27 protein-coding genes are annotated in these 24,003 nt (G+C 68.5%); 13 read left to right on the forward strand and 14 right to left on the reverse strand.

Annotated elements, in window-relative coordinates:
- Positions 1–42: 42 nt before the first annotated feature.
- Positions 43–729 carry a GntR family transcriptional regulator gene (locus OHA10_RS25100; protein ID WP_371401205.1) on the forward strand — a complete coding sequence of 229 codons (687 nt, stop codon included), beginning with the start codon at positions 43–45 and terminating at the stop codon, positions 727–729.
- Here the strand turns inward: OHA10_RS25100 and OHA10_RS25105 are convergent.
- On the reverse strand, positions 717–1,310 hold the full coding sequence (locus OHA10_RS25105; protein ID WP_371401206.1) for a TetR/AcrR family transcriptional regulator: 594 nt from the start codon (positions 1,308–1,310) through the stop codon (positions 717–719). The two genes, OHA10_RS25100 and OHA10_RS25105, sit on opposite strands and share 13 nt — an antisense overlap.
- Positions 1,311–1,389: 79 nt before the next feature.
- Between OHA10_RS25105 and OHA10_RS25110 the strand changes: the two genes are divergently transcribed.
- Positions 1,390–1,809, forward strand: coding sequence for an ester cyclase (locus OHA10_RS25110; protein WP_371401207.1), 420 nt, complete (start codon positions 1,390–1,392; stop codon positions 1,807–1,809).
- Here OHA10_RS25110 and OHA10_RS25115 read toward each other — a convergent pair.
- Entirely contained in the window at positions 1,806–2,783 is a 978-nt protein-coding gene (locus tag OHA10_RS25115; RefSeq protein ID WP_371401208.1) for a carbohydrate kinase family protein, read from the reverse strand. The genes OHA10_RS25110 and OHA10_RS25115 overlap by 4 nt on opposite strands.
- A gap of 94 nt (positions 2,784–2,877) precedes the next feature.
- On the opposite strand from OHA10_RS25115, the gene OHA10_RS25120 reads away from it, so the two are divergent.
- From OHA10_RS25120 to OHA10_RS25140, 5 genes are read left to right on the forward strand one after another with little or no spacing between them, the layout of a single operon-like run.
- Entirely contained in the window at positions 2,878–3,513 is a 636-nt protein-coding gene (locus tag OHA10_RS25120; RefSeq protein WP_371401209.1) for an O-methyltransferase, read from the forward strand.
- 25 nt (positions 3,514–3,538) lie between these two features.
- Entirely contained in the window at positions 3,539–4,183 is a 645-nt protein-coding gene (locus OHA10_RS25125; RefSeq protein WP_371401210.1) for an ATP-binding cassette domain-containing protein, read from the forward strand.
- Positions 4,180–5,760, forward strand: a complete 1,581-nt coding sequence (locus tag OHA10_RS25130) for a DUF6297 family protein (protein ID WP_371401211.1) — start codon at positions 4,180–4,182, stop codon at positions 5,758–5,760. Before OHA10_RS25125 ends, OHA10_RS25130 begins: the two co-directional genes overlap by 4 nt.
- 45 nt (positions 5,761–5,805) lie before the next feature.
- Positions 5,806–6,147, forward strand: coding sequence for a PadR family transcriptional regulator (locus OHA10_RS25135; RefSeq protein WP_371401212.1), 342 nt, complete (start codon positions 5,806–5,808; stop codon positions 6,145–6,147).
- A complete protein-coding gene (locus tag OHA10_RS25140) occupies positions 6,144–6,704 on the forward strand; it encodes a hypothetical protein (RefSeq protein ID WP_371401213.1) in 561 nt (186 codons plus the stop codon). Before OHA10_RS25135 ends, OHA10_RS25140 begins: the two co-directional genes overlap by 4 nt.
- Here the strand turns inward: OHA10_RS25140 and OHA10_RS25145 are convergent.
- The 5 genes from OHA10_RS25145 to OHA10_RS25165 all read right to left on the reverse strand — a co-directional run bounded on the left by OHA10_RS25145 (position 6,692) and on the right by OHA10_RS25165 (position 9,884).
- Complete coding sequence (locus tag OHA10_RS25145) at positions 6,692–6,997, reverse strand: pyrophosphatase (protein WP_371401214.1); 306 nt, start codon at positions 6,995–6,997, stop codon at positions 6,692–6,694. The genes OHA10_RS25140 and OHA10_RS25145 overlap by 13 nt on opposite strands.
- 55 nt (positions 6,998–7,052) lie before the next feature.
- Positions 7,053–7,907, reverse strand: coding sequence for a peptidoglycan recognition family protein (locus OHA10_RS25150; RefSeq protein ID WP_371401215.1), 855 nt, complete (start codon positions 7,905–7,907; stop codon positions 7,053–7,055).
- 104 nt (positions 7,908–8,011) lie between these two features.
- Positions 8,012–8,434: a MarR family winged helix-turn-helix transcriptional regulator gene (locus OHA10_RS25155; RefSeq protein ID WP_371401216.1), complete on the reverse strand. Its 423-nt coding sequence runs from the start codon at positions 8,432–8,434 to the stop codon at positions 8,012–8,014.
- Positions 8,431–8,805, reverse strand: a complete 375-nt coding sequence (locus OHA10_RS25160; protein WP_371401217.1) for a hypothetical protein — start codon at positions 8,803–8,805, stop codon at positions 8,431–8,433. Before OHA10_RS25160 ends, OHA10_RS25155 begins: the two co-directional genes overlap by 4 nt.
- Before the next feature lie 29 nt (positions 8,806–8,834).
- Positions 8,835–9,884, reverse strand: a complete 1,050-nt coding sequence (locus tag OHA10_RS25165) for an LLM class flavin-dependent oxidoreductase (protein ID WP_371401218.1) — start codon at positions 9,882–9,884, stop codon at positions 8,835–8,837.
- 242 nt (positions 9,885–10,126) lie between these two features.
- Here OHA10_RS25165 and OHA10_RS25170 point away from each other — a divergent pair, with 242 nt between their 5' ends.
- The 3 genes from OHA10_RS25170 (at position 10,127) to OHA10_RS25180 (ending at position 13,591) form a co-directional block, all read left to right on the forward strand.
- Entirely contained in the window at positions 10,127–10,573 is a 447-nt protein-coding gene (locus OHA10_RS25170) for a DUF4234 domain-containing protein (RefSeq protein ID WP_371401219.1), read from the forward strand.
- Between the two features lie 105 nt (positions 10,574–10,678).
- Positions 10,679–11,647, forward strand: a complete 969-nt coding sequence (locus OHA10_RS25175) for an aldo/keto reductase (RefSeq protein ID WP_371401220.1) — start codon at positions 10,679–10,681, stop codon at positions 11,645–11,647.
- Positions 11,648–11,725: 78 nt separating this feature from the next.
- Entirely contained in the window at positions 11,726–13,591 is a 1,866-nt protein-coding gene (locus OHA10_RS25180) for a glycoside hydrolase family 76 protein (RefSeq protein WP_371401221.1), read from the forward strand.
- On the opposite strand, the gene OHA10_RS25185 is transcribed toward OHA10_RS25180, so the two are convergent.
- Complete coding sequence (locus OHA10_RS25185) at positions 13,588–14,601, reverse strand: aldo/keto reductase (protein WP_371401222.1); 1,014 nt, start codon at positions 14,599–14,601, stop codon at positions 13,588–13,590. The two genes, OHA10_RS25180 and OHA10_RS25185, sit on opposite strands and share 4 nt — an antisense overlap.
- 112 nt (positions 14,602–14,713) lie before the next feature.
- On the opposite strand from OHA10_RS25185, the gene OHA10_RS25190 reads away from it, so the two are divergent.
- Positions 14,714–15,556, forward strand: coding sequence for a helix-turn-helix transcriptional regulator (locus tag OHA10_RS25190; RefSeq protein ID WP_371407992.1), 843 nt, complete (start codon positions 14,714–14,716; stop codon positions 15,554–15,556).
- On the opposite strand, the gene OHA10_RS25195 is transcribed toward OHA10_RS25190, so the two are convergent.
- Positions 15,553–16,116: a TetR/AcrR family transcriptional regulator gene (locus OHA10_RS25195; RefSeq protein ID WP_371401223.1), complete on the reverse strand. Its 564-nt coding sequence runs from the start codon at positions 16,114–16,116 to the stop codon at positions 15,553–15,555. The genes OHA10_RS25190 and OHA10_RS25195 overlap by 4 nt on opposite strands.
- A gap of 80 nt (positions 16,117–16,196) precedes the next feature.
- Here OHA10_RS25195 and OHA10_RS25200 point away from each other — a divergent pair, with 80 nt between their 5' ends.
- Positions 16,197–17,075, forward strand: a complete 879-nt coding sequence (locus OHA10_RS25200) for an aldo/keto reductase (protein WP_371401224.1) — start codon at positions 16,197–16,199, stop codon at positions 17,073–17,075.
- Here OHA10_RS25200 and OHA10_RS25205 read toward each other — a convergent pair.
- Entirely contained in the window at positions 17,065–18,753 is a 1,689-nt protein-coding gene (locus tag OHA10_RS25205; RefSeq protein WP_371401225.1) for a sialidase family protein, read from the reverse strand. The genes OHA10_RS25200 and OHA10_RS25205 overlap by 11 nt on opposite strands.
- Before the next feature lie 132 nt (positions 18,754–18,885).
- The gene (gene glnA, locus OHA10_RS25210) at positions 18,886–20,310 is read right to left on the reverse strand and encodes a type I glutamate--ammonia ligase (protein WP_371401226.1); all 1,425 of its coding nucleotides are present in this window, start codon (positions 20,308–20,310) and stop codon (positions 18,886–18,888) included.
- Between the two features lie 191 nt (positions 20,311–20,501).
- Between glnA and OHA10_RS25215 the strand changes: the two genes are divergently transcribed.
- Positions 20,502–20,957, forward strand: a complete 456-nt coding sequence (locus tag OHA10_RS25215; protein ID WP_371401227.1) for an RDD family protein — start codon at positions 20,502–20,504, stop codon at positions 20,955–20,957.
- Between the two features lies 1 nt (position 20,958).
- Here the strand turns inward: OHA10_RS25215 and OHA10_RS25220 are convergent, their stop codons facing one another.
- The 3 genes from OHA10_RS25220 to lipA form a co-directional block, all read right to left on the reverse strand.
- Positions 20,959–22,251, reverse strand: coding sequence for a class I SAM-dependent methyltransferase (locus OHA10_RS25220; protein WP_371401228.1), 1,293 nt, complete (start codon positions 22,249–22,251; stop codon positions 20,959–20,961).
- Between the two features lie 101 nt (positions 22,252–22,352).
- The gene (locus OHA10_RS25225; RefSeq protein ID WP_371401229.1) at positions 22,353–23,048 is read right to left on the reverse strand and encodes a DUF4191 domain-containing protein; all 696 of its coding nucleotides are present in this window, start codon (positions 23,046–23,048) and stop codon (positions 22,353–22,355) included.
- An 11-nt stretch (positions 23,049–23,059) separates the two neighbouring features.
- Positions 23,060–23,998 (reverse strand): lipoyl synthase, encoded by a 939-nt coding sequence (lipA, locus tag OHA10_RS25230; protein WP_371401230.1) that lies wholly within the window; start codon positions 23,996–23,998, stop codon positions 23,060–23,062.
- Positions 23,999–24,003: the final 5 nt, after the last annotated feature.

The following is a 24,003-nucleotide window of genomic DNA, read 5'->3' on the forward strand; positions in this document are numbered from 1 at the left end:
GGGTGGTGTTTCACAATAGGCGGCGACCCTGGGAGGTGAACGATGACTGCCGATTCGACCGAGCCGATGCCGAGCGTACGGCGGCTCGCACAGCGCGAGAACCTGCGTGACAGCGTTGCCAACGCACTGCGGGCGGCGGTGATCTCCGGCGAGCTGAAACCGGGGGAGGTGTACTCCGCGCCGACGCTCGGAGCGCGGTTCGGGGTCTCCGCGACGCCGGTGCGGGAGGCGATGCTGGACCTGGTCCGCGAGGGGCTGGTGATCTCTCTGCGGAACAAGGGTTTCCGGGTCACCGAGGTGTCCGACGAGGACCTCGACAATGTCGCGGCGGTCCGGCAGTTGATCGAGCCGCCGACGATCCGGGACGTCGTACCGGCGATCCCGGCCGCGGACTATCCGCGGTTGCGCCGGCTGGCCGAGGACATCGTGGTGGCGGCCGAGGCGGGCGACCTGATCGCGTACATCGAGGCGGATCGGGTCTTCCACGTCACCCTGCTCGCGTACTCCGGCAACCAGAAGCTCGTCGACGTCGTGTCGGACCTGCGCTCGCAGACCCGCCTGCTCGGGCTCACGCCACTGGTCGAGAGCGGCCGACTCGTCCCGTCGGCGGCGGAGCACCACGAGTTGATGGATCTGGTCGAGGCCGGTGACGGCGAGGGCGCCGAACAGCTGATGCGCCGGCACATCGGCCACGTCCGCGGCTTGTGGGCCCGCTCTCAGAGCAGCTGACGATGGAGTGAGTCGGCAACAAACGACTCGAACTCGGCCGGAGTCCAGCCGGACTCGTCGACCAGCTCCTGATAGACACCGGGCGCCGCGAGTGCGCGGTAGATGGCCTGCGCCTGCTTGAGCGGGATCCGCAGTACGGTCTCCAGCGATGCGATCATCGCGTCCATCACTTGGTTGCGTCCGGCAAGCTTCGATCGCAGCAGGGCTTTGGTCTCAGGGCTTTCGTCGGTCGCGGCCTCGAAGATCAGTACGACGTCGAAGCCTGCGGCGTACAGGTTGGCCAGCCAGCCGGCCGCGCCGCGGAGTCGCTCGGCCGGGTCCGCGATCGCGAACACCTGCTCGGCCCGCTCGAGCGCGCCGGCCTCACTCAGCCACTGGTCGCAGATCAGCGACAGGATCTCCCGCTTGGTGCCGAAGGCCGAGTAGACGGTCCGGGTCGCGACGCCGGCCTCCTTGGCGATCGCGTCGATACTCGTGGCGCCGTACCCCTGCGCGGCGAAGAGGGCGCGGGCCGCGCGGGCGATCCGCAGGCGGGTCTCCTCGGCCTGCACCTGGCGATAGGACTTGACAGCCTCGGGCATGTCGGCACACTATCACTGTGTTCAGTGCAGTGACACTGCATCGAGTGCACTGCTAGTGCACCATTTCGGAGGGGGAGTCATGGAAGGACCACGCGAGGTGCTGGAGCGGATCCTGCACGAGGGGTTCGCGACCGGGAACGACGCGATCGTCGACGAGGTGTGCGCACCTGATCTGGTCGAGCATCAGTTCGGCCTGGCCGGGAGGGGTGACCAGGCGCGCGAACAGGTGAAGGCCGCGATCCGGCAGGTGCACGAGATGATGCCGGACATCGAGTACACGCTGGAGGAATCGGTCGTCGTCGGCGACGTCGTCTGGGCCCGTGGGCGAGCCCGAGGCACCGCCACCGGCTCCTTCTTCGGCCCACCGAGCAACGCGCCGATCGACATCACCCTCTTCGAGATGGCCCGCGTGGTGAACGGCCGGATCGTCGAGCACTGGGGATGCCCGGACCGGTTCGCTCTCCTCGCGCAGACGGGCGTGCTGGCCCGCCTGTCCTAGGACCTGAGGGCCTGCTTCGCGGTGGTGGCGGCGTCCGCGCCGTAGGCGGTGGTGAGGCGGGCGAGGAAGGTGTCGTGGTCGAGGGTGTACTCCTGGGTGCCGACCGTTTCCAGGACCGTGGTGGCGAGCGTGCAGCCGAGGTGGGCGGCTGCTTCGTGGTCGAGGCCGGAGGCGCGACCGGTGAGGTAGCCGGCGCGGAACGCGTCACCGCCGCCGGTCGGGTCGACCAGGCCCGGCGCGGGCACGGCCGGGACCTTCGCCAGTACGCCGGTCGTGTCCTCGATCACCACGCCGTCGCCGCCGCGGGTCGTCACGCGGACGCCGACCCGCTCGAGGATCTCGTTGTGGCTCCAGCCGGTCTTCTGCACCATCAGCCCGGCCTCGTACTCGTTGCTGAACAGGTACGCCGCCCCGTCGATCAACCGGCGGATGTCCGTACCCTCCATCCGCGCCAGCTGCTGTGACGGGTCCGCCGCGACCTGGATCCCGTGCTGCTTGGCCAGCTCGGTGTGCTTGATCATCGCGTCCGGGTCGTCGGCGCCGATCAGCACCAGGTCGACGCCGCCGGTCGCCTGATGGATCGCGCCCAGGTCGAGCTCGCGCGCCTCGGCCATCGCGCCGGTGTAGAACGAGGCGATCTGGTTCGCGTCCTGGTCCGTCGTACAGGTGAACCGCGCGGTGTGTACGTTCTCGCAGACGCGGACATGCGAGACGTCCACGCCGGCCGCCGTCAGCGCCGCGCCGTACTCGGCGAAGTCGGCGCCGACCGAGCCGACGAGCACAGACCCGAACCCGAGCTGCGCCATGCCGTAGCAGATGTTCGCGCCGACGCCGCCGCGGTGCACCACCAGCTCGTCGACCAGGAAGGACAAGGAGACCTTGTGCATCTGCTCCTCGAGGAACTGGTCCTTGAACCGGCCCGGGAACGTCATCAGGATGTCGGTCGCGATCGAACCGGCGACGGCGATGCGCATGCGGAATGCTCCCTCGGGTGGGGTCGGTGTACAGCCAACGGACAGCCAATAGAGACTACAGGCGACCGAACAAATACACGGAGGGCGGGAATTCATGGGCCATCAGGTACCGGTGACCGAGGAACTGCACGACTACATGGTCGCCCACGGCATGCCGCTGGACGAGATCGCGACCGAGCTCCGGGCCGAGACCGAGAAGCTCGGCAACCCCGCCGGGATGCTGACCACCGCCGACCAGGCCGGCCTGCTGACCACGCTGACCCGGCTGATCGGCGCCCGCCGCGCGGTCGAGATCGGCACCTTCACCGGGTTCTCCGCGCTGGCGATCTCGCGCGGCCTGCCGGACGACGGCGAGCTGATCTGCCTGGACGTCAGCGACGAGTGGACCTCGATCGGCCGCAGGTACTGGGAGCGGGCCGGCGTGGCGGACAAGATCGACCTGCGGATCGGTGACGCGCACGACTCCGCCGCGAAGCTCGACGGCGAGTTCGACCTGGCGTTCGTCGACGCCGACAAGGACTGGTACATCAAGTACTTCGAGACCGTGCTGCCGCTGATCCGTCAGAACGGGCTGATGCTGTTCGACAACACGCTGGCCGGTGGGCGGGTGATCGACGCGGACGGCCCGGCCGACCGCAAGGAGTTCAACGCGCATGTCGCGCAGGACGATCGCGTCGACGTGGTCATGCTCGGCATCGGCGACGGGCTGACGCTGGTCCGGAAGAAGTGAGCCCGCGAGAAATGAGCCGCGCGAAATGAGCAAGAAGGCGGCGCCCCGGCTGTCGGTGACGGACCTGCAGCACAAGTACGGCGACCGGCCGGTGATCGAGGGCCTGACCTTCACGCTGGCCGCGGGGCAGGCGATCGCGCTGGTCGGGCCGAACGGCGCCGGCAAGACGACCGTACTGAAATGCATCGTCGGCTCGGCCGAGCCGGCCGCCGGGAAGATCCTGCTCGACGGTCTGCCGATCGACGAACGGGCCGAGATGGTCCGTCGTGACGTCGCGACCCTGCTCGACGACCTCGACTTCTTCCCGGACCTGACCGCCGCCGAGCATCTCGACCTGCTCGCCCGCGCGCACGGCAATGCGTCGCCGGAGGATCTCGTGGACACCACGCTCGACGACATCGGGCTGCTGTCGGCCGCGGACCAGCTGCCCGGCTCGCTCTCCTCCGGTCAGCGCCGTCGCCTCGCGCTGGCGACGGCGCTGGTGCGACCGCGCAAGCTGATGGTGCTCGACGAGCCCGAGGCACGGCTCGACACCGACGGCGTGCAGTGGCTGTCGAACCGGCTGATCGAGGAGAAGAAGTCCGGCACCTCGATCCTGTTCGCCAGCCACGATCCCGCCCTGGTCGAGACGGTTGCCGATTCCGTCGTGACACTGACGCCGCTCCCATGAGCTCAGCCGACGGACCTGTCGTCTTCGATCCGGGCGACTTCGGGGCGATCCCGACCTCGCGGTCGTTGCGGCAGTGGATGCGCACGACCCGGCGAAGGCACGCGGACCGGTCGTTCTGGCAGATCTTCGAGGACGTGTACCTGGTCCTGTTCACGCTGGCGATGCTCGGCGCGACGGCCGGCAACGTCGTACGGCACCTGAACTCGGACGCGGCCCGCTGTACGTCGTACACCTGCGGCCGGCTGAGCCAATGGATGCCGTGGATCATGCTGCCGTTGCTGCTGGCAATCACCATGCGGATGCTGCTGGCGGTCGGTCCAGTGTCGGCGTCGCGAGCCAGCGGCTTCTGGTTGCTGGCCACTCCGGTCAATCGAGCGGCGCTACTGCGCCCGGCGTACCGGCTGGTGACCGCCACGGTCGCGGTGGCCGGTCTTGTCGCGGCGGCGATCATCTGGGCGCTGATCGGGTCGAGCTTCGGCGTCGTACTCGAGGCGGCGGTCCTGATCAGCGCGCTCCTGGTGTGTGCGGCCATCGCCACGGTCTGGGCGCAGCAGTCGACGCGTCGATCCCGGTGGACGCTGCGGGTGGCGGACGTGTTGCTGGTCGCCGCGGTTGTGCCGGCCGCGATCCTGGCGTTCCGTCCGCGGCCGCAGGTGAGCAGCAGCGGTCCGGTCCTGACCTTTGCGAGCTACACCAGAGACGACGGCTATCTCAGGTTCTCGCAGATCGTCGACAACAGCTTCTTCGCCCCCGGTGGGCTGCATCTGCTGGTGATCTGTGCGGTAGTGGTCGTGCTGTGCGTCGGGTTGACGACTTTGACCTCGCGGACGCTCGACCGGCTCGGGCGGTCGAGTGTGATCGCCGGTGGTGAACTGCTGGCGGGGCTTGCGGGTGCGGCGAGCAGTCTGGACATCAGCATGCTGGGTGACGTGATCGCCGGGCGGCACTGGCGGTTGAAGGGCCGGGTGCGGTCGCGGCGCGGCATGGGTTCGCGCGGCGGGGCGATCATGCAGCGCGAGTTCTTCCGGATCCTGCGGTGGCCGCGACGGCTGGTGATCGCCGGCGCGCTGCTGGTCGTGCCGTACGCCGTCGCGGGCGCGGGGTTCGAGGTACTCGTTCCGATCGCGGCGGCGTTCGCCGGGTTCGTCGCCGTACGGCCGATGCTCGACGGACTGCGGACGGTCTGCCGTTCGACCGGGCTGGCGCGGGCGATGGGGATGGATCTGCGCGATCTGCGTGTGGTGATGGCGGTGGTTCCGGGGCTGTTCGCGGTGCTCTGGGCGGCGCTCGCGTTCCCGGCGATCGGCAGTCTCTCGGCGACGTTCGCGGTCGCGGGCGGGGTGATCTCCGGCGCGGTGCGGCAGGCGTCCGCGCGACCTCCGACGTACGCCGGTCCGCTGGTCGCCTCGCCGATGGGCGCGATCCCGCCCGGTCTGTTCTCCCAGCCGGCCCGCGGGTTCGACCTGCTGATCCTGTGCCTGGCGCCGGTGCTGCTCAACCTGCCACCGCTGTGGGTGGTGGCCATCCCGGCCTTCGTCCTGACCGTGATGTTCTCGGTGCGCCCGAAAACTGACTGATCCTCGACTTGGCTTATCTTGGCGTGGACAGGTACCTTGTCTCGCATGGTAGCCGAGAAGGTCTTCACCCAGCTGCGCCGCGGGACGCTGGAGTTCTGCGTCCTGGCGCTGTTGCAGGGAGAACCTCGTTACGGTTTCGAGTTGGTCAAGGCGCTGAGCGAGGTCGACGGAATGGTCACGACCGAGGGCACGATCTACCCACTGCTGGCCCGGCTGCGCCGTGAAGGCCTGGTCGAGACGAGCTGGCAGGAGTCCGGATCGGGCCCGCCGCGGCGGTATTACACCTCGACACCGGAGGGCAGCCAGGCGCTGGCCGCGTTCACTGCGGACTGGCAACGGTTCTGCACGTCGGTCGACAAGATTTTAGAGAGTGGGAGACGGGGATGAGCATGGAACTGGACAGCGATCGGCTGATCGACGCGTACCTGAACGAACTGGCCACCGAGGCTGCGGAGTTGCCGGCCGGACGGCGCGACGAACTGCTCGGTGACGTGCGGGCGCACATCGCCGAGGCGCGCGCGGCGGGTGCCGTGTCCGAGGACGAGATCCGCGAGATGCTGCAGCGGCTCGGCCGGCCGAGCGAGATCGTCGCCGCCGCGACCGACGGCCTGGTGCTGGTCGAGGTGCCGCCGCGGCTGCGTCCGCGGGACTTCGTCGCGCTCGGGCTGTTGCTGGTCGGGCCGTACCTGCTGTCGGCCAGCGTGATCGTGGCTGTCGTTGCCTGGGGCATCGGCCTCGGGCTGCTCTGGACATCGAACCGCTGGACCACGACCTGGAAGCTGATCGGGACCTTGAGCTGGCCGCTCGGATACGCCGCGGCCTTTGCCCTGGATGGATTCCTCCAGGCCCCGATCTGGCTCAGCCTGCTGGCCGACTCGGTGATCTCGATCGGTCTGATCGTTGCCCTGGCGTTGAACGCCCGACCGCCGCGTCAGTCCTCGTAGACCAGCCACTTCCGCTCGACCGCTGCGGACAGGTCCACATCGTGCTGGCGGGCGAACAGGAGCAGCTGGCAGAGGACGTCGGCGAACTCGAGCTGCAGGGTCTCGTGGATCTGCCCCGGGGTTGCGCCCTTCGAGCGGGCTCGACCGGTGTGTTGGAGGTAGGCCTGGGTGAGCTCGCCGACCTCCTCCTGCAGCTTCAGCAGGAACCAGTCGGGATCGCGCTCGAAGCCGAGGCGTTCGCCGTACCGGACGGAAATCTTCTCCAAGCGCTCGGAGAGCGTGTCAAGATCCACCGCACCACCTAAACAGGCCCCACCGACAAACGCCGGTGGGGTCTGGTGCGTCGCGCTAGGCCTTCTCGTCGACCTTCGGGAACGGGTCGAGGTCGGGGAGGCTGGGCTCGGGGTCGGTGGTGGGGTCGGGGCTGACCGGCTCCTGGGCCGGGTCGCCGTCCACCTGCGGGCTCTTCGGGGCGGTGGCCCAGACGGCGGCAGCAGCGCGGGCGGCGTCCGCGGCGTCGGTCTGGCGCTCGTAGTTCTTGATGTCGAGGGCGTACGCCTTCACCACCGCGGTGAGGTCGCGTCGCAGTTGCTTGTGCACCCAGAGGGCGTACGCCTGCGAGCGGGCCTCGATGAAGTTCTTGAGTTCCTGCATCTGGGCGGGGGTCATGTCGTCGTCCTCCGAATGGCCAGGGGTGAATTCGCCGCGGGCGATCGCGGCACGGGCGGGGTCGCCGGGGCAGTCTGTCGGCTCCGGGCGAACCGCGGAGTGCGGCCGGATCGCCGTACCGCGGGGGTAGAGCTTGCGGAAGTCGGCGATCACCGCGCGGGTGGTCGCCTTCATCGCGGCGGACGGCTGCTCACCGGTGACGAGCACCAGCAGGATCGCGCCGTACCGCTCGTTCACGTCGTTGTCGCCGTTCGCGCCGGACTGCGTCCGCAGGCCGCGCAGCGTCCAGGCCCGCCCGGCCTGGTCGACCGCGACCTGGTACGCGATGTCCGACCAGCCGCGGCTGTCCATGTGGTAGTCCTGCCACCCGCGCAACGCGGACGCGACCGCCGCCTGGGTGTGGATGACCTTCGTCGACCCGGTCCCCGGCCAGTGGATCACCGCGCCCTCGACCCGGGACACGGTCAGGTTCCCCGGTCCGCCGGCTTTCGGCGGTCGCGCGTTCCACGCGGACCGGGGCAGATAGTTGACCATCGATGCTCCTCACGTGCCTCACAGCGCCACATACCCACCGCTGGCGCTCGGTAATCAACCGATCACACTGGGCACGCGGCAGTCAAGCGGTGAGCAGCATCCTTTCAGTCCGGGGGGTTCGAGCGCTGCAGCAGACTCAGCATCGCCCGGCGGAACTCGGTACGGCGCCGCTCGCTCCAGTCCGCGGTCAATCGGGTGAAGACCTCCTCCTGCCACGCATGCGCCTGATCGAGCAACTCCAACCCGGCCGCGGTGATGGTCACGTGCCGCCGCCGTCCGTCGGCGTCCGCCGCCCGCAGTTCCAGATAACCGGCCGCGACCGCGTCCTTCACCAACCGGGACGCGCCACTCTGATCGATCCCGAGCTCGTGTGCGACGCCGTTGATCGTCGCCGGGCCCCGCCGGATCACGGAGTACGCGGCCTCCGTCGCCTGCACCAGCCGGCCTTGCTCGGCGACATCAGGCGTCGTACGCCGTGACCAGTGCCGCACGAACTCGAACAACACCTGCCCCGGACCGGCGCTCATTCGGTCGCAGCCATCTCACGACAGATGTACGCCAACTCCAGCGCCGACTTCAGATCCGGCAACCGAAGCGCCGCCGACACCTTGTCCCCACTCACCCGGAACACGGTCGCCACCCGCGTCGGCGCCGAGCTCTCCGGCCAGCTCGCGTCCTCCTCGACGACCATCAACCGCTCGCTCACCGGATGCCACGACCGCGGCACCAGCTTGATCCCGGACCGCTCCACCCACTCCGCAAACCCTGACGGGTCTATCGGCCCGGCACCTTTCGGGCCCAGCACCACTACGGGATCGCTGACGACGCCGGTCACTGCCTCCAGATCGCCGGCGTTGACGCGCTCATGCCACCGATTGATTGCTCCCTCGAGATCCACCGCGACATTCTATGCGATTCGCATACATCTCATCGGAGCAAGGGGAGGAGTTGGTCGCCGATGCGGATGGTTTCGTCGCGGTACGGGGTGTCGGAGAGGATGAAGTGGGTGATGCCGAGGTCGCGGTACTTGCGGAGGGACTTGGCGACCTCGTCGGGGGAGCCGACCAGCCAGGTGGTGCCGGCGCCGCCACCGCCGTACTTGCCGGGGGCGGTGTAGAGGTTGTCGTCGAGGACCTCGCCGCGTTCGGCGAGGTCGAGGAGGCGTTGCTGGCCGACAGCCTTGAACCAGCGGCGATCGCGGTTGCCCTGCGCCTCGGCCATCTTCGCGACCTTCGCCTCCGCGTCGGCCCACGCCTCTTCTGAGGTGTCGCGGACCAGCGTCGTGATCCGCAACCCGAACTCCAGCGGCGCATGTTCGCGGCCGAGTTCCTTCTCCAGCAGACGCAGGTGTGAGATCCGCTCCGCGATCCCGTCCAGCGGCTCACCCCAGAACAGTTGTACGTCGGCATCCGTCGCGGCCACTCGTTGCGCCGCATCCGACGCGCCGCCGAAGTACAGCCGGGGATGCAACCGGCCTTCCCGTACGACGGGACGTGTCGCGACCGTCGAGCCGGTCACCGAGAAATACTCGCCGGCGAACGTCACGTCCTCCTCGGTCCACAACCGCCGGACGAGTTGGAGGAACTCCTTCGTCCGCGCGTAGCGCTGCGGCTGATCGCCTTCGCTGTCGCCGTACGCCGCGAGGTTGTCCTGGCCGGAGACGATGTTGATCAGCAGTCGCCCGCCGCTGAGCTGGTCGAGCGTGCTCGCCGCGGACGCGAAATGCGCCGGGTGCCAGTACCCGGGCCGGATCGCGGCCAGCGGCTGGAAGGTCGTGGTCCGCGCGGCGAGTGCGGTCGCGACCGTGAACGTGTCGGGCCGGCCCCACCCGGTGCCGAGCAGGGCGCCGGACCAGCCGTGGTCCTCGGTGAGCCGGGCCAGCTCGGTCAAGCGCTCGATGCTGTTGTGTCCCTGGACGGTGTCGTCGCCGCGGTGACCGGGGTCGACCTGGTTCGGGATGTACCAGAGGAAAGTCATGTAAATCAGCTTAAGTTCACTCGATTAGTCGACTTAGAATGTCTTGCTGGTCAAGATGGCGCCGCCGAGGCGACTCTGGACAGATGGACGAACCACGAGACCTTCGTCAAGGCCTTCGCCGACGGCCGGGTGGAAGCCCGACCGGAGTTTGATCAGGTCTTGTTGTAACGCATCGTGACGAGATGCCGATGTAGCGGCCGACAGGGTCGCGCTCTGTGACCCGATCACAGGGGGGAACACTCGTGGGACAGCAGATCGTCCTGCCGAGCCGTGCGGGAACGCCGGTCGCGCAGGGAATGCAGATGAAGCTGCGGCACCCGGTCGGTGTCTGGCTCGGGCTGCCGTTGATCACGCTCGGGATCTATCACCTGGTCTGGTACTACAAGATCCACAAGGAGCTCGCGCACTTCGACCGCCGGCGCGTGGTTCCGGTGGCCGGCCCGATGCTGGTCCTGCTCTTCCTGAGCTGGACCCTGATCGCGCCGATGATCTCGTACTTCCGGACCGGCAAGCGGATCGCGGAGGGTCAGCGGGCCGCCGGGCTGCCGGTCACGTGCAGTGCCGGTGTCGGGCTGCTGCTGATGTTCGTGTTCGGTCTGGGGACGCTGTACTACCAGCTCGAGCTCAACAAGGTGGTCAACTCGTACGGCGACGCCCCTCCGGGTACGCCGATCTCGCTGTACGTCTGACTCATCGCCAGGATTTGTCGGCGTCAGTAGTAACACCTGTTGGACTGTGGGGCGGGAGCGTGATCTGGTGACTGGAAACGTTCCCGTTCTAGGTCGGAGGGTGTTATGGCGCAGGCAGCGCAGCGTTCGTTGGGTGCAGGGGGAACGGCGGTCAGTGCGCTGGGCATGGGGTGTTGGGCGATCGGGGGACCGCATGCCCGGCAGGGGAGTCCGGTCGGTTGGGGCGTCATCGACGACGGTGAGTCGAAGCGGGCGCTGCAGCGGGCGTACGAGCTCGGGGTGACGTTCTTCGACACCGCCGACGTGTACGGCTGCGGGCACAGCGAGAAGCTGATCGCGGACGCGCTCGGTGACGTCCGCGACGACATCGTGATCGCGTCGAAGGCCGGATACACCTACGTCGAGGAGACCCGTGAGGCGCCGGGTGAGAACGGCGACCCGGACTACATCCGCTGGGCCTGCGACGAGTCGCTCCGGCGGCTGAACACGGACCGGATCGACCTGTACCAGTTCCACCTCGGCGGGTACGACCTCGCCACGGCGGACGACGTCCTCGCGGTCCTCGAGGAACTGGTTGCTGCGGGCAAGGTTCGCGCGATCGGCTGGAGCACCGACGACCCGGAGCGGGCCGCTTTGTTCGCGAAAAGCCCGCACTGCCAGGCGATCCAGCAGCACTTCAACGTGTTCGGCGGGAATGCCGACGTCCTCGCGTTGTGTGAGGACAAGGGCCTGGCGAGCATCGTCCGCGGTCCGCTCGGGATGGGTCTGCTGACCGGGAAGTTCGACCAGGACAGCAGCCTGCCCGAGGACGACGTACGGCACGGGTGGAACTTCCGCACCGGCGACCAGGCCGAGTCGTTGCGCCGCCTCGACGCGATCCGCGACGTCCTCACGTCCGGCGGCCGGACGCTCGCGCAGGGCGCTCTCGGCTGGCTGTGGGCGCGCAGCGAGGCGTTCGTCCCGATCCCCGGGTTCAAGACGGTCGCGCAGGTGGAGGAGAACGCCGGCGCGCTGCAGCACGGTCCGCTGGCGGCGGCGCAACTGGATGAGATTGCGACGATCCTGGGCCATTGACATCGTTGTCTGGTGCGACGACGATACATCCTCGGAAGCTCGGTGAAACGTTTCCAAGCCGCTCGAGGAGATCCGCCCATGGTCTTGCACCGTCGTACCTTCCGTCTGCTCGTGGCCGGGGCGGTGACGCTGGCGATCGGGCTGGTGTCACCGCCGGCCGGAGCCACCCCGCCGCAGTCCGACGGCCCGACCGCCACCGCGCGGGCCCGGGTCGCCGCCGATGAACTGATGAGCTCCTACGAGCCGAACAAGGCCTGGTTCCCGTCCAGCTGGTGGAACTCGGCGGTCGCGCTGCAGACCATCGGCGACTACATGCAACGCACCGGCGACCGGCGCTACCTGCCGCAGCTGGACAACACGTTCGAGAAGGACAAGGGCAAGTTCCCGGCCGGGTACCTGTCCGGTGACGAACTGCTCGGCAACTTCACCAGCCGTGCGATCGACGACTCCGAGTGGTGGGGTCTGACCTGGATCCAGGCGTACGACCTGACCAAGAACCGCAAGTACCTCGACATGGCGGTCAAGATCGCGGAGTACGTCGAGGGCTACTGGGACCCGAGCACGTGCGGCGGCGGTGTCTGGTGGAACGGCGAACGCACGTACAAGAACGCGGTCACCAACGGTCTGTGGATCCGCCTCACCGCCGAGCTGCACAACCGGATGCCGCGCGACAAGCGCTGGCTCGGCCGCGCCCAGGAAGGCTGGAACTGGTTCACCGCGAGCGGCATGATCAACTCCGCCGGCCTGGTCAACGACGGCCTGCGGGACGACTGCACGAGCAACGGCGACACGGTCTGGAGCTACAACCAGGGCCTCGCGATCGGCGCGGGTCTCGAGCTGTGGCGAGCCACCCACGACGCCAAGATCCTCCCGACGGTACGGCGGTTGGCCGACGCCGCGATCGCTCCGGGCGGCCTCGTCACCGACGGCGTCCTGACGGAGTACTGCGATGCGCCGGGCCGCACCTGTGACGACAACGGCAAGCAGTTCAAGGGCATCTTCATGCGCTACTGGATGGACCTCGCCGACACCACCCGCGATCCGCGCTACACCGCCTTCGTCGCGCAGCAGGCCGCCGCGGTCTGGGACCAGGACCGGGACGCGTCCGACCGGCTGGGGGAGCGGTGGTCCGGCGCCGAACCGAACGTCTTCGACTGGCGTACCCAGGCCAGTGCGCTGAGCGCCCTGATCGCCGCCGTACCCGCCGTGCCGCCGACACGATCGTTGTCCGCGACAACGAATCCGGCCCTGCCTGTCGTGATGCCTGCCACCGCCAGCGCGACTCACGTGAAGGTGCAGGTCAACCTGCAGGCGACCGGCACGACCCCGCTCCAGGTCGTGGTCCGCCCGGCTGCCCCGGCCGGCTGGACCGTGACCCCGGCGCGGACGACGGTCACGCTCCGCCCGCACGGCAACGCCGTACCTGTGCAGACCTCCGTGGACCTTGACGTGACGATCCCGGCCGGTACGGCGGACGGTCTCCACTCGGTGACCGCGACCGCGACGTCCGGGTCACTGTCCTTCAGTACGCGGTCGGACATCCTGATCGCGCACACCGCGGACTTCGACACCGGTACGGCGGCCGAGACGCCGTGGCTGTTCGACGCGGACGGTTCGCAGAGCAACGGCGTACAGAACCGGTTCGCCGACGGGCACTCGTACTTCGTCTACCGGTTCCCGTTCCCGGCCGGCACGACGTCGGCGTCGGCGACGCTGACGATCGACAACGAGTTCGTCGTCCAGGTCAGCGGCGACGGGCAGACGTGGACCACGGTCGCGACGGAGACCAACCCGTACCACGACGGTGAGAACAAGGCCGCGCGGACGTTCGACCTCACGCCGTACCTCGGCGCCGACAAAGCTGGGTACGTGCGGGTGTCGGACTCGTTCCCCGATGACGGCTGGGGCGGCCGGGTCTACCACGTCACCGCGACGTACAACTAGGCGGCGGCACGATCGGCGATCGTACGACGGCGCAACGAGGCGTCGAGGATCGCCGGGGTGTCGTAGTCCATGTCGAGCCGGCCGACATCGGTGCCCGGCGGGACGATCTTGTCGATCTGGTCGAGGATGGCGTCATCGAGGGTGACGTCCATCCCGGCCAGAGCGTCGTCCAGGTGCGCCATCGTCCGCGGGCCGATGATCGCCGACGTGACGCCCGGGTGCGCGATCGCGAAGGCCATCGCCAGGTGGGTCAGCTTGAGCCCGGCCGCTTCGGCGACCGGGATCAGTTGCTCCACGACGTCGAGTCGGCGCTCGTCGGTCATGTGCTTGAAGATCGCCGTACGCCGGAGATCCGCCGGCGCCCGTCCGGTCAGCTGCCCCTGCGCCAGCGGGCTCCAGACGAGCGCGCCCATCCCGTACTTCTGCACCATCGGGAGTACCTCCCGCTCGATCCCACGATTGAGGATCGAGTACGGCGGTTGCTCGGTCCGGAACCGCTCCAGGCCACGTCGTTCCGCGACCCACTGCGCCTCGACGATCTCGCTCGCCGGCGTCGCCGACGAACCGACCGCGCGGACCTTCCCGCTCCGGATCAGATCGGTCAGCGCGGACAGGGTCTCCTCGATATCGGTGTCCGGATCGGGGCGGTGCATCTGGAACACGTCGATGTAGTCGGTCTGCAGCCGGCGCAGCGAGTTCTCGACGGCGGTGATGATCCAGCGGCGTGAGTTGCCGCGCTGGTTCGGGTCGTCGCCCATCGGCAGGTGCGACTTGGTGGCGAGGACGACGTGCTCGCGGCGGCCCTTGAGCGCGGCGCCGACGATCTCCTCGGACTCTCCGTGCGAGTAGAAGTCGGCGGTGTCGACGAAGTTGATCCCGGCATCGAGCGCCTTGCCGATCATCCGGAGCGACTCGTCGCGATCGTTGTTGCCGACGGCACCGAACATCATGGCGCCGAGGGCGTACGGGCTGACCTTGATACCGGTCCGGCCGAGTGTGCGGTAATGCATCCTTGGTCCTCCTTGGGGTTGCCTCCAGGTTGGCGGCGGGGCCGGCACGGGAGAAGGTCCACTTCATCCACGGACAGGTTGTCCCTGGATAGGCCTTGGCGGGTCGCGGATGATGGAACGTGTGATCGATCGTGACGGCCTGGCCGACTTCCTCCGCCGGCGCCGGGAGGTGCTGCACCCGGCCGACGTGGGGCTGCCCGACGGCGCACGCCGCCGTACGCCGGGACTGCGCCGCGAGGAGGTCGCTCAACTCGCCGGAATGTCCACGGACTACTACTCACGGCTCGAGCAGTCCCGCGGTGCGAACCCGTCCGAGCCGATCATCGCGAGTCTGGCCCGCGCCCTGCGCTGCGACCTCGACGAGCGCGACCACCTGTACCACCTGGCCGGCCTCAACCCGCCACTGCGCCGGGCCGGCCGCCACATCCCGCCCGGCCTGCTCGCGCTCGTCAGCCGTCTCACCGACATTCCGGTGGTCATCTCCACGGACCTCGACGAGGTCCTCTGGCAGAACGCGTTGGCCGACGTCGTCATCGGTCCGCTCGGCGCCGAGGGCCGCGCGCGCAACCTCACCTGGCTCTGGTTCACCGATCCCGCGATCCGGCAGATCTTCCCCGAGGAGGACTGGGACGCCCACTCGGCCGCCCACGTCGCCGACCTGCGCGCGACGTACTCCCGCCGGATGGGCGACGCCGACATCACCGACCTGGTCGACGACCTCACCGCCCGCAGCGAGGAGTTCCGCGGGTTGTGGGACCTGCACGAGGTCGCCGTACGCCGCCTGCCCCGCAAACGCTTCCTGCACCGCGAAGCCGGCCACCTGGACCTGACCTGCGAAACCCTCCTCACCCCCGCCGCCGACCTACGCGTCCGCGCCTTCCTCCCGATCGAAGGCACCGACGCCCGCGAAAAACTCGACCTCCTCCGCGTGATCGGCACCCAGAGCTTCGCCTAGCGAAGCCCGTTGACAAGGAGCACGAGCAGACGCTCGGTCTGCTCCCGCTGCTGCTCGGGCTCTGCGGCGATCACCGCGCCGGCCATGGCTGCGACCACGTCATCCGGCCGTATGTCGGACCGGAACGTGCCTGCTGCGACCCCGGCGTCGAGGAAGTGGGCGACCGCGGCGGTCAGCCGAGCGCGAGTGTCCGACTGTGTGATCGCGCCCGAGGCGACCATGGCGCGCAGCGACATCCCCATGGCCCGCTTGGAGTCGACGAAGTCGAGGTAACGGTGCATCCACGCGAGCAGGCCCTCGTCAGCCGGTCCCTCTGTGGCCATCCCGGGAGCTGCGTCGCACAGCCGCGCCAGCTCCTGGCGGTAGACGGCCTCGAGAAGCGCTTCCCGGTTGGGGAAGTGGCGGTACAGCGTGGCCACGCCGACCCCGGCCCGCGCCGCGACCCGATCCAGCGACAGCCGGACCTCCGAGCCGTCCCGCGCGGCCAGCGCGAGGTCGGCCAGTTCGTCGCCGGCCGCGACCACGACCTGCTCCCGCTTGCGCGCCGCATCCGCCCGCATAAGTGGAGAAACCTCCAGTTAGTGCTATCGTCGACCGTAAATGGAGAAACCTCCATTTACCACTCTACCTGGGGAATCCGATGACCTCCCAACGACCAGCCGGCACCGTCAAGCTCGGACACCACGAGATCAGCAGGATCGGGTACGGCGCGATGCAGCTCGAGCACGTGGACACCGCCACGGCCACCGCCGTACTGCGACGCGCCGTCGAGCTCGGTATCAACCACGTCGACACCGCTTCCTTCTACGGCCACACGACCGTCAACCAACACATTCGGGCCGCACTGCATCCGTATGCCGACGACCTCGTCATCGTCAGCAAGGTCGGCGCCCGCCGCGTCGATACGCCCGCCCGCTTGGCGCTGGCCCAACGTCCGGAGCAACTCCGCGAGCAGATCCACCTCGATCTGAAATCCCTCGACCTGGATCAGATCCCGGTGGTCAACCTCCGCCGTGCCGACCAGGGCCCCGGCCTGATCGCGACCGGGGACGACGTCGTACCACTCGACGACCAGGTCGCCGAACTGATTGCCCTGCGCAACGAAGGGCTGATCGGGGCGGTCGGCCTCAGTAACGTCAGCACCGAGCAGGTGAAGCAGGCGATCCCGGCCGGCGTCGTCTGCGTCCAGAACGCCTACAGCCTGCTCGACCGTTCCTCCGAGGAACAACTCCAGCTCTGCGCGGCCAACGACATCACCTGGATCCCGTACTTCCCGCTCGGCTCGGCCTTCGACCTGATCCCGTCGCCGACCGAGCACCCCGTCGTACGGGACGTCGCCACCCGCCTCGGCGCCACACCGGCCGCTGTCTGCCTGGCCTGGATCCTCGCGCACGACGAGCAGACCGCTCTGATCCCCGGCACCCGCAGTGTCAGCCACCTCGAGGAGAACGTCCGGACAGCAGACGTCGAGCTCGGCGAGAAGGATCTCGCCGAGCTCGACGCCGTCGTCAACGCCTGAGCTGGATGCTCTGGGTGTAGGCGTCCTGGTTCGGAGTGTTCACGCCGGGCCGGCCGCGGAAGTCGGTCCAGCACGGGTGGATGCGGAGATCGTTGCCGATGGCCACCGCTGAGTAGTCGCCGATGAACACGCCCTGTACCTCGGTGCCGTCGGGTTCGACGGCGAGGAACTGGACCTGCGGGTTCTCCGAGACGGTGGTGATCCGCTGGGTGGCGGCCCGACTGAGCGACTGGGTGCCGGAGCCGGCCCAGTACGCGTAGTCGAGATTGATCCCGTTGCGGTCGTAGTGCCTTGTGTACGACGTGATCGCGACCTTGCCGTCGCGCGCCGCGACGGCGCTGAAGAACTCGTCCTGTGGAGTCCCGACGACCAGCGGACGGGACCAGTTCTTGCCGTTGCCGGATGCGGACACCACGTTGTCGCCGTTGGTGCGCACGGACGCGCCGGTGGTCGCGTCGTACAGGCCGTTCCGGTCGTCCGACCAGACCACGGTCAGCTTCTCGTTGATCCGGTCGTAGGCCAGTTGCGGGTAGCTGTTCAGCCGGAAGTTCTCCCCGGTCAGCGTGTCCGGGAAGTCGTAGTTGGTGTCGACGATCGCGTGCCGGAACGTGCGCCCGTGGTCGGTCGAGGTCGCCACCACCGTGGCGTCCCGGTCGCCCGCGGCATCACAGGCGGCCGTCGCGCAGACCGAGGCCTCGTAGGCGACGTACAGCTGTCCGTCGTTGCCGACCTGGGGGTTCGAGCCCTGGTCGTACGGCGTGATGCCGCCGGGGAAATTGGTCAGCGACGGCGGGATCCGGACCGGCGTGCCGAAGTGCGACCCGAAGTCCACGCCGGCCGACGCCATGATCGGCGACTCGAGATAGTTGTCGTCGTTGTCGTAGGTGAATTCGGTCCAGGTCACGTAGACCCGTCCGTTGGACGGATCCGCGGCGATCCACGGCTTGTCGTTGAAGATGTGGGTCACCGCCGGAGTGCCGTCCGCGTTGACGCCGTCCATCGCGACGACGTGCGGAGCGCCCCAGTGCAGGCCGCCGTCGTGGGACACGTTGACGACGATCGCGCTGGCGTCCTGACCGCCGAGCGGTGCGGACCGACTGAACGCCAGGCTCGCGAAGTACACCGTGTTGCCGGGCCCGAACGCGACGACCGGATCACCGGATCCGTCGAACCAGCTGAAGGCTCCGGTTCCGCCAGCGGTGATGGTCAGGCCCGGGATCGCCACGTTCGTCCAGCTGTGGCCGCCGTCGAACGACGTGTACGCGAAGCTGGCGCTGTCGTTGCGGTTCTCGCGGGCGTTGAACAGCCGGTAGTCGTTGGCGCCGGCAACGATGTTGCGCGGGTTGCGCGGGTTGACCGCGATCGTGGTCTCGTTCTGGGCCGCGCTGCAGCCGGCCTGCGAGCCCACCGGGACTACCGTGTCTGCGACGATCTGGTCGACGTTCGGCGCCGGGTTCCCGTACGGGTTCGGATGACCGAGGTACGACTGGCACAGCGCGGACTGGGCCGGGTCGTCCGGCTGTGGCTCCTCTTCCTCTGCCAGCACCTCCTTCAGCAACGGGTTGTGGACGGCGACGGCGTCCGAGGCGGCGGTGGCGGGCGTAGCTACCAGTGCGAGCGACCCGATCAGGCTGATGACGCCCAGGATCGCCGACCGGCGCGTGGTTGACGGCCTCACTGTGTTCCCCCTTCCCTGCCCCCGAGGGATGACACAGCGCATTCTGCGCCTCACGGAGAGCCCGGGTCCAGGGCACAGAAAAACCCTGTCCGGACCGGCCGGACAGGGTCTCTCAGCTACGTCTCAGACAACTCAGACGTCGTAGTACAGCTCGAACTCGTGCGGGTGCGGGCGGAGCTGGATCGGGGCGATCTCGGACTCGCGCTTGAGGTCGATCCAGGTCTCGATCAGGTCCTCGGTGAAGACGTCGCCCTCGAGCAGGAAGGCGTGGTCGGCCTCGAGGGAGTCGATCACGGCCGGCAGCGAGGTCGGGACCTGCGGGATGCCCGCGTGCTCCTCCGGCGGGAGCTCGTACAGGTCCTTGTCGACCGGGTCGGCCGGCTCGATCTTGTTGCGGATACCGTCCAGGCCGGCCAGCAGCTGGGCCGAGAAGGCCAGGTACGGGTTCGCCGACGGGTCGGGGCAGCGGAACTCGATCCGCTTCGCCTTCGGGTTCGACCCGGTGATCGGGATCCGGATGCAGGCCGAGCGGTTGCGCTGCGAGTAGACCAGGTTGACCGGCGCCTCGAAGCCCGGCACCAGGCGGTGGTACGAGTTCACCGTCGGGTTGGTGAAGGCCAGCAGCGACGGGGCGTGCTTGAGCAGACCGCCGATGTACCAGCGGGCGATGTCGGACAGGCCGCCGTACCCGGACTCGTCGTAGAACAGCGCGTCGCCGTTCGAGAACAGCGACTGGTGGACGTGCATCCCCGAGCCGTTGTCGCCGAAGATCGGCTTCGGCATGAAGGTCGCGGTCTTGCCGGCCGCCCACGCGGTGTTCTTGACGATGTACTTGAACTTCATCAGGTTGTCCGCGGTCTTCAGCAGCTCGTCGAAGCGGAAGTTGATCTCCGCCTGACCCGCGGTGCCGACCTCGTGGTGCGCGCGCTCGACGACCAGGCCGGCCTTCTCCAGCGCCAGCGTGATGTCGTCGCGCAGCTCGCCGAAGTGGTCGGTCGGCGCGACCGGGAAGTAGCCGCCCTTGTAGCGGACCTTGTAGCCGCGGTTCCCGCCGTCCTCGACCCGGCCGGTGTTCCAGGCGCCGGCGACCGAGTCGATCGCGTAGTACCCGGTGTTGGACTTGGTCTCGAACCGGACGTCGTCGAAGACGTAGAACTCGGCCTCGGGCGCGAAGAACGCGGTGTCCGCGATACCGGTCGACTTCAGGTACTCCTGCGCCTTCCGGGCGATGTTGCGCGGGTCACGCGAGTACGCCTCGCCGGTCAGCGGGTCGTGCACGAAGAAGTTGATGGCCAGCGTCTTCGTCCCGCGGAACGTGTCGAGGAAGGCCGTGGTCGGGTCGGGCAGCAGCTTCATGTCCGATTCGTGGATCTGCTGGAACCCGCGCACCGACGAACCGTCGAACATCAGGCCCTCTTCGAAGACCTCGGGCCCGAACGACGACACCGGGACGGTGAAGTGCTGCATGATGCCCGGCAGGTCGGAGAACCGGACATCGATGATCTCGATGCCCTCGTCCTTGACGTAGGCGAGCAGCTCCTCAGCGCTGGAAAACATACGTACTCCTAGGGTGGCTCAGAGATTGCATCTGAACGTAGGGCCCGCCGGTTTCTCCGTCGTGACCCTGGTGTTTCGCGGATGTTACGCCCAGCGTGTCCGCGCTGACCCACTGGTGTACGGCGGCTACGCCCTGAGATCTCCCGGTCCTGGGTGAACCGGTCGCGGGCGCCGTCCGTAGGCTAGTCATCATGGCATCGTCGGCGCAGCCGGGCACAGGACCCACCGAAGAATTCCGTTTTCCGGGCAGCCGGCTGGGTCTGCCGGAGGACGGTCCGGGCTCGGTCGCGGGCTGGGGCCGCCGCCTGCTGGCGCTGCTGATCGACTGGCTGATCGCCGGACTGATCGCCTCGGTGGTGGCCGGCAAACCGATGTGGGCGGGCGGCAACGACTACAACACTTCACACCTGGCGATCTTCTTCCTGGTGACCGCGATCCTGACCGGTCTGGCCGGCGGCACCATCGGCCACCGGATCTGCGGGCTGCGCGTCCTCAACCTGAAGAACAAGGACGTCCCGCAGGTCGGGCTGCTCGGGGGAGTGATCAGGTCGTTCCTGATCTGCCTGCTGATCCCGGCGGTGATCTTCGACCGCGATCACCGCGGCCTGCACGACTTGGCCGCGAAGACGGTCGTCGTACGGCGCTGAGTCAGCGGCGCGTCAGCCGCAGCTGCACGTCGTCGAGGTAGCCGGTCCGGAAGCCGGCCTCGGAGTACGCGAGGTAGAACTCCCACATCCGCCCGAACGTGTCGTCGAACCCGAGCGCGGCGATCGCCGGCCAGCGCTCGATGAAGCGGTTCCGCCAGACCCGCAGCGTGCGCGCGTAGTCAGCGCCGAGGTGACGCACGACGTCGGCGCGCAGGCCGGTGTGCTGGGCGGTGACGTCCTCGATCACCTTGATCGACGGGATCAGGCCGCCTGGGAAGATGTACTTCTGCACCCAGGTGAACGTGTTCCGGGTCGCCAGCATCCGCTCGTGCGGCATCACGATCGCCTGCACCACAGCGACCCCGCCCGGGGCGAGCCGCCGCTCGATCGCCTCGAAGTACACCGGCCAGTACTTCTCGCCGACCGCCTCGATCATCTCCACGCTCAGGACGGCGTCGAACTCGCCGATCTGGTCGCGGTAATCCCGCAGTGCGACCTGAACCCGGTCGCCGACGCCCGCATCCGCGATCCTGCGCTGCGCCAGCAACGCCTGCTGCGAAGCGATCGTGATCGCCGTCACCCACGCGCCGCGCTGGGCGGCCCGGATGGCGAGACTCGCCCAGCCGCACCCGATGTCGAGCACGCGCGACCCGGACTGGACCCCGGCCGCATCGAGGATCGAGTCGAGTTTGCGCAGCTGGGCGTCGGTCAGCTCGTCGTACGACGCCGTTGCCAGATCATTGTGAGCCGTGTCACCGAAGTACGCCGCCGAGTAGGTCAGCGTCGGATCGAGGAACTCGGCGAACATCGCGTTGCTGAGGTCGTAGTGCCGGCTGATGTTCTCCCGCGCGCCGGCCCGGTCGTTCTCCTGCTCGCCCGGCTGGGATCGGGTGACCAGCCAGCGCAACGACTGCGCCCACTTCGGCAGCAGATGCCGGGTCTCCTCGTTGCTGAACCGCTCCGCGAACGGGACCAGCAGGTCGGCCAGATCTGTGCCCGGCTCCGGGTCCCAGTCGCCGGCCAGGTACGCCTCGCCGAAGCCGGAGCCGGCGTCGTGCCCGAGCCGGTCCAGGAACGCCGACGTCCGGTGCACCCGCATGGCGGGCCCGCCGAGACCGTACGAGCGGTTGCTGTCGAGGTGGATCGTGGCGGGCAGGTCCTTGGCGATCAGCTTGATCGCGGTCGCCGCGCCGTACCTCCGGACCGGATTCGAGCGTGGCGGCGCCAGCGTCGGCCACGTCTCGGCCACCGGTTGGTGCACGCGTCGGTGCACTGGCGGCATCAGATCCGTCATGTCAGCTGTTCCCCTGTAATCCGTCCTGGTCGCACCCTAAGGGCTCCCAGCCTCCCCACGGCGCATGTCTGAACAGATCAACTGTCGAGCATGCCGCTTGGTTACCGTCCCCGCATCGCCTGGCGGGCGCCCTTCAGGCTGCTCGGCACCGGCCCCTTCGGCATCGGCACCTGCGGCCGGACCGCGTCCAGCGCCTTCAGCCGCTGGAGCAGATCGGTGATCTCCGAGGGCTGCAGCACCGCCGGCAGCTTCATCACGTACTTGGTCAGCTTGCGGATGTCGATCTCGCCCTCGCCCTGACCGGCGATGATCTGCGTCACCGGAGCGCCGCCGGCGACCCGGTTGTGCTTCTTGGCCTCGGCCGTCAGCAGGTTCTTCACCCGGCTCGCCTGGCCCTCGCCGACCAGGATGATGCCGGGCCGGCCGACGACCCGGTGGACGATGTCGGCGTTCTTCGTGACCGCGATGGCGGGTGTCACGTTCCAGCCGCGGCGCAGCGTCTGCAGCGCGGACGCGGCCGCACCGGCCTGGCCCTCGATCTGGCTGTACGCCGCCTTCTCGACCTTGCGGCCGAAGACCAGCGTCGCGGCCAGGAAGCCGAGCGCGACACCGAGCGGGATCCACACCACCAGCGGCCCGACCAGGAACCCGCCGAGCACGGCCAGCCCGACGATGCCGAGGAAGATCCCGGCGAGCACGAGCCCGACCGTCGGGTCGGACTTCTGGGTCAGCTTGTACGCCGACACGATCTGCTTGAGCCGGCTGGTCTTCTCTTCGGGCGCGTCGTTCTTGGCCATCTCTACCTGCTCTACCTGTCCTGGTTGTTCATACGTGACTCAACGGCCTGACGGTACAAGCGTCCGGCGCGGTACGAGGACCGTACCAGCGGTCCGGACATGACTCCGGCGAAACCGATCTCCTGCGCCTCGGCGTCGAGCTCGACGAACTCCTCGGGCTTGACCCAGCGCTCGACCGGGTGGTGCCGCACCGAGGGACGCAGGTACTGCGTGATCGTGATGATCTCGCAGCCGGCGGCGTGCAGGTCCTTCAGTGCCTGGCTGACCTCGTCGCGGGTCTCGCCCATGCCGAGGATCAGGTTCGACTTGGTGACCAGGCCGTAGTCGCGGGCCTGGGTGATCACGTCCAGCGACCGCTCGTAGCGGAAGCCGGGCCGGATCCGGCGGAAGATCCGCGGCACGGTCTCGACGTTGTGCGCGAACACCTCCGGCCGGGAGGAGAACACCTCGGCCAGTTGCTCGGGTACGGCGTTGAAGTCCGGCGCGAGCATCTCGACGCCGGTCCCGGGGTTGAGCTCGTGGATCTGGCGGATCGTCTCGGCGTACAGCCAGGCGCCGCCGTCGTCCAGGTCGTCGCGGGCGACGCCGGTCACGGTCGCGTACCGCAGGCCCATGGACCGGACCGATTCGGCCACCCGGCGCGGCTCGTCGCGGTCCAGCGCCTCCGGCTTGCCGGTGTCGATCTGGCAGAAGTCGCAGCGCCGCGTGCACTGGTCCCCGCCGATGAGGAAGGTCGCCTCGCGGTCCTCCCAGCACTCGAAGATGTTCGGGCAGCCGGCTTCCTGGCACACCGTGTGCAGTCCCTCGGACTTCACGAGTTTCTGCAGCGCCTGGTACTCCGGGCCCATCTTGGCGCGGGTCTTGATCCACTCGGGTTTGCGCTCGATCGGGGTCTCCGCGTTGCGCACCTCGAGCCTGAGCAGTTTCCGTCCTTCTGGGGCGATGGTCACGCGTC

This window comes from Kribbella sp. NBC_00662, from assembly GCF_041430295.1.
Lineage (GTDB): Bacteria > Actinomycetota > Actinomycetes > Propionibacteriales > Kribbellaceae > Kribbella.

Bases quoted from the DNA above. Each gene is read 5' to 3' on its own strand.
- OHA10_RS25100 (WP_371401205.1), top strand. From the start codon at position 43: ATGACTGCCGATTCGACCGAGCCGATGCCGAGCGTACGGCGGCTCGCA.
- OHA10_RS25105 (WP_371401206.1), bottom strand. From the start codon at position 1,310: ATGCCCGAGGCTGTCAAGTCCTATCGCCAGGTGCAGGCCGAGGAGACC.
- OHA10_RS25110 (WP_371401207.1), top strand. From the start codon at position 1,390: ATGGAAGGACCACGCGAGGTGCTGGAGCGGATCCTGCACGAGGGGTTC.
- OHA10_RS25115 (WP_371401208.1), bottom strand. From the start codon at position 2,783: ATGCGCATCGCCGTCGCCGGTTCGATCGCGACCGACATCCTGATGACG.
- OHA10_RS25120 (WP_371401209.1), top strand. From the start codon at position 2,878: ATGGGCCATCAGGTACCGGTGACCGAGGAACTGCACGACTACATGGTC.
- OHA10_RS25125 (WP_371401210.1), top strand. From the start codon at position 3,539: ATGAGCAAGAAGGCGGCGCCCCGGCTGTCGGTGACGGACCTGCAGCAC.
- OHA10_RS25130 (WP_371401211.1), top strand. From the start codon at position 4,180: ATGAGCTCAGCCGACGGACCTGTCGTCTTCGATCCGGGCGACTTCGGG.
- OHA10_RS25135 (WP_371401212.1), top strand. From the start codon at position 5,806: ATGGTAGCCGAGAAGGTCTTCACCCAGCTGCGCCGCGGGACGCTGGAG.
- OHA10_RS25140 (WP_371401213.1), top strand. From the start codon at position 6,144: ATGAGCATGGAACTGGACAGCGATCGGCTGATCGACGCGTACCTGAAC.
- OHA10_RS25150 (WP_371401215.1), bottom strand. From the start codon at position 7,907: ATGGTCAACTATCTGCCCCGGTCCGCGTGGAACGCGCGACCGCCGAAA.
- OHA10_RS25155 (WP_371401216.1), bottom strand. From the start codon at position 8,434: ATGAGCGCCGGTCCGGGGCAGGTGTTGTTCGAGTTCGTGCGGCACTGG.
- OHA10_RS25165 (WP_371401218.1), bottom strand. From the start codon at position 9,884: ATGACTTTCCTCTGGTACATCCCGAACCAGGTCGACCCCGGTCACCGC.
- OHA10_RS25175 (WP_371401220.1), top strand. From the start codon at position 10,679: ATGGCGCAGGCAGCGCAGCGTTCGTTGGGTGCAGGGGGAACGGCGGTC.
- OHA10_RS25180 (WP_371401221.1), top strand. From the start codon at position 11,726: ATGGTCTTGCACCGTCGTACCTTCCGTCTGCTCGTGGCCGGGGCGGTG.
- OHA10_RS25185 (WP_371401222.1), bottom strand. From the start codon at position 14,601: ATGCATTACCGCACACTCGGCCGGACCGGTATCAAGGTCAGCCCGTAC.
- OHA10_RS25190 (WP_371407992.1), top strand. From the start codon at position 14,714: ATGGAACGTGTGATCGATCGTGACGGCCTGGCCGACTTCCTCCGCCGG.
- OHA10_RS25195 (WP_371401223.1), bottom strand. From the start codon at position 16,116: ATGCGGGCGGATGCGGCGCGCAAGCGGGAGCAGGTCGTGGTCGCGGCC.
- OHA10_RS25200 (WP_371401224.1), top strand. From the start codon at position 16,197: ATGACCTCCCAACGACCAGCCGGCACCGTCAAGCTCGGACACCACGAG.
- glnA (WP_371401226.1), bottom strand. From the start codon at position 20,310: ATGTTTTCCAGCGCTGAGGAGCTGCTCGCCTACGTCAAGGACGAGGGC.
- OHA10_RS25215 (WP_371401227.1), top strand. From the start codon at position 20,502: ATGGCATCGTCGGCGCAGCCGGGCACAGGACCCACCGAAGAATTCCGT.
- OHA10_RS25220 (WP_371401228.1), bottom strand. From the start codon at position 22,251: ATGACGGATCTGATGCCGCCAGTGCACCGACGCGTGCACCAACCGGTG.
- OHA10_RS25225 (WP_371401229.1), bottom strand. From the start codon at position 23,048: ATGGCCAAGAACGACGCGCCCGAAGAGAAGACCAGCCGGCTCAAGCAG.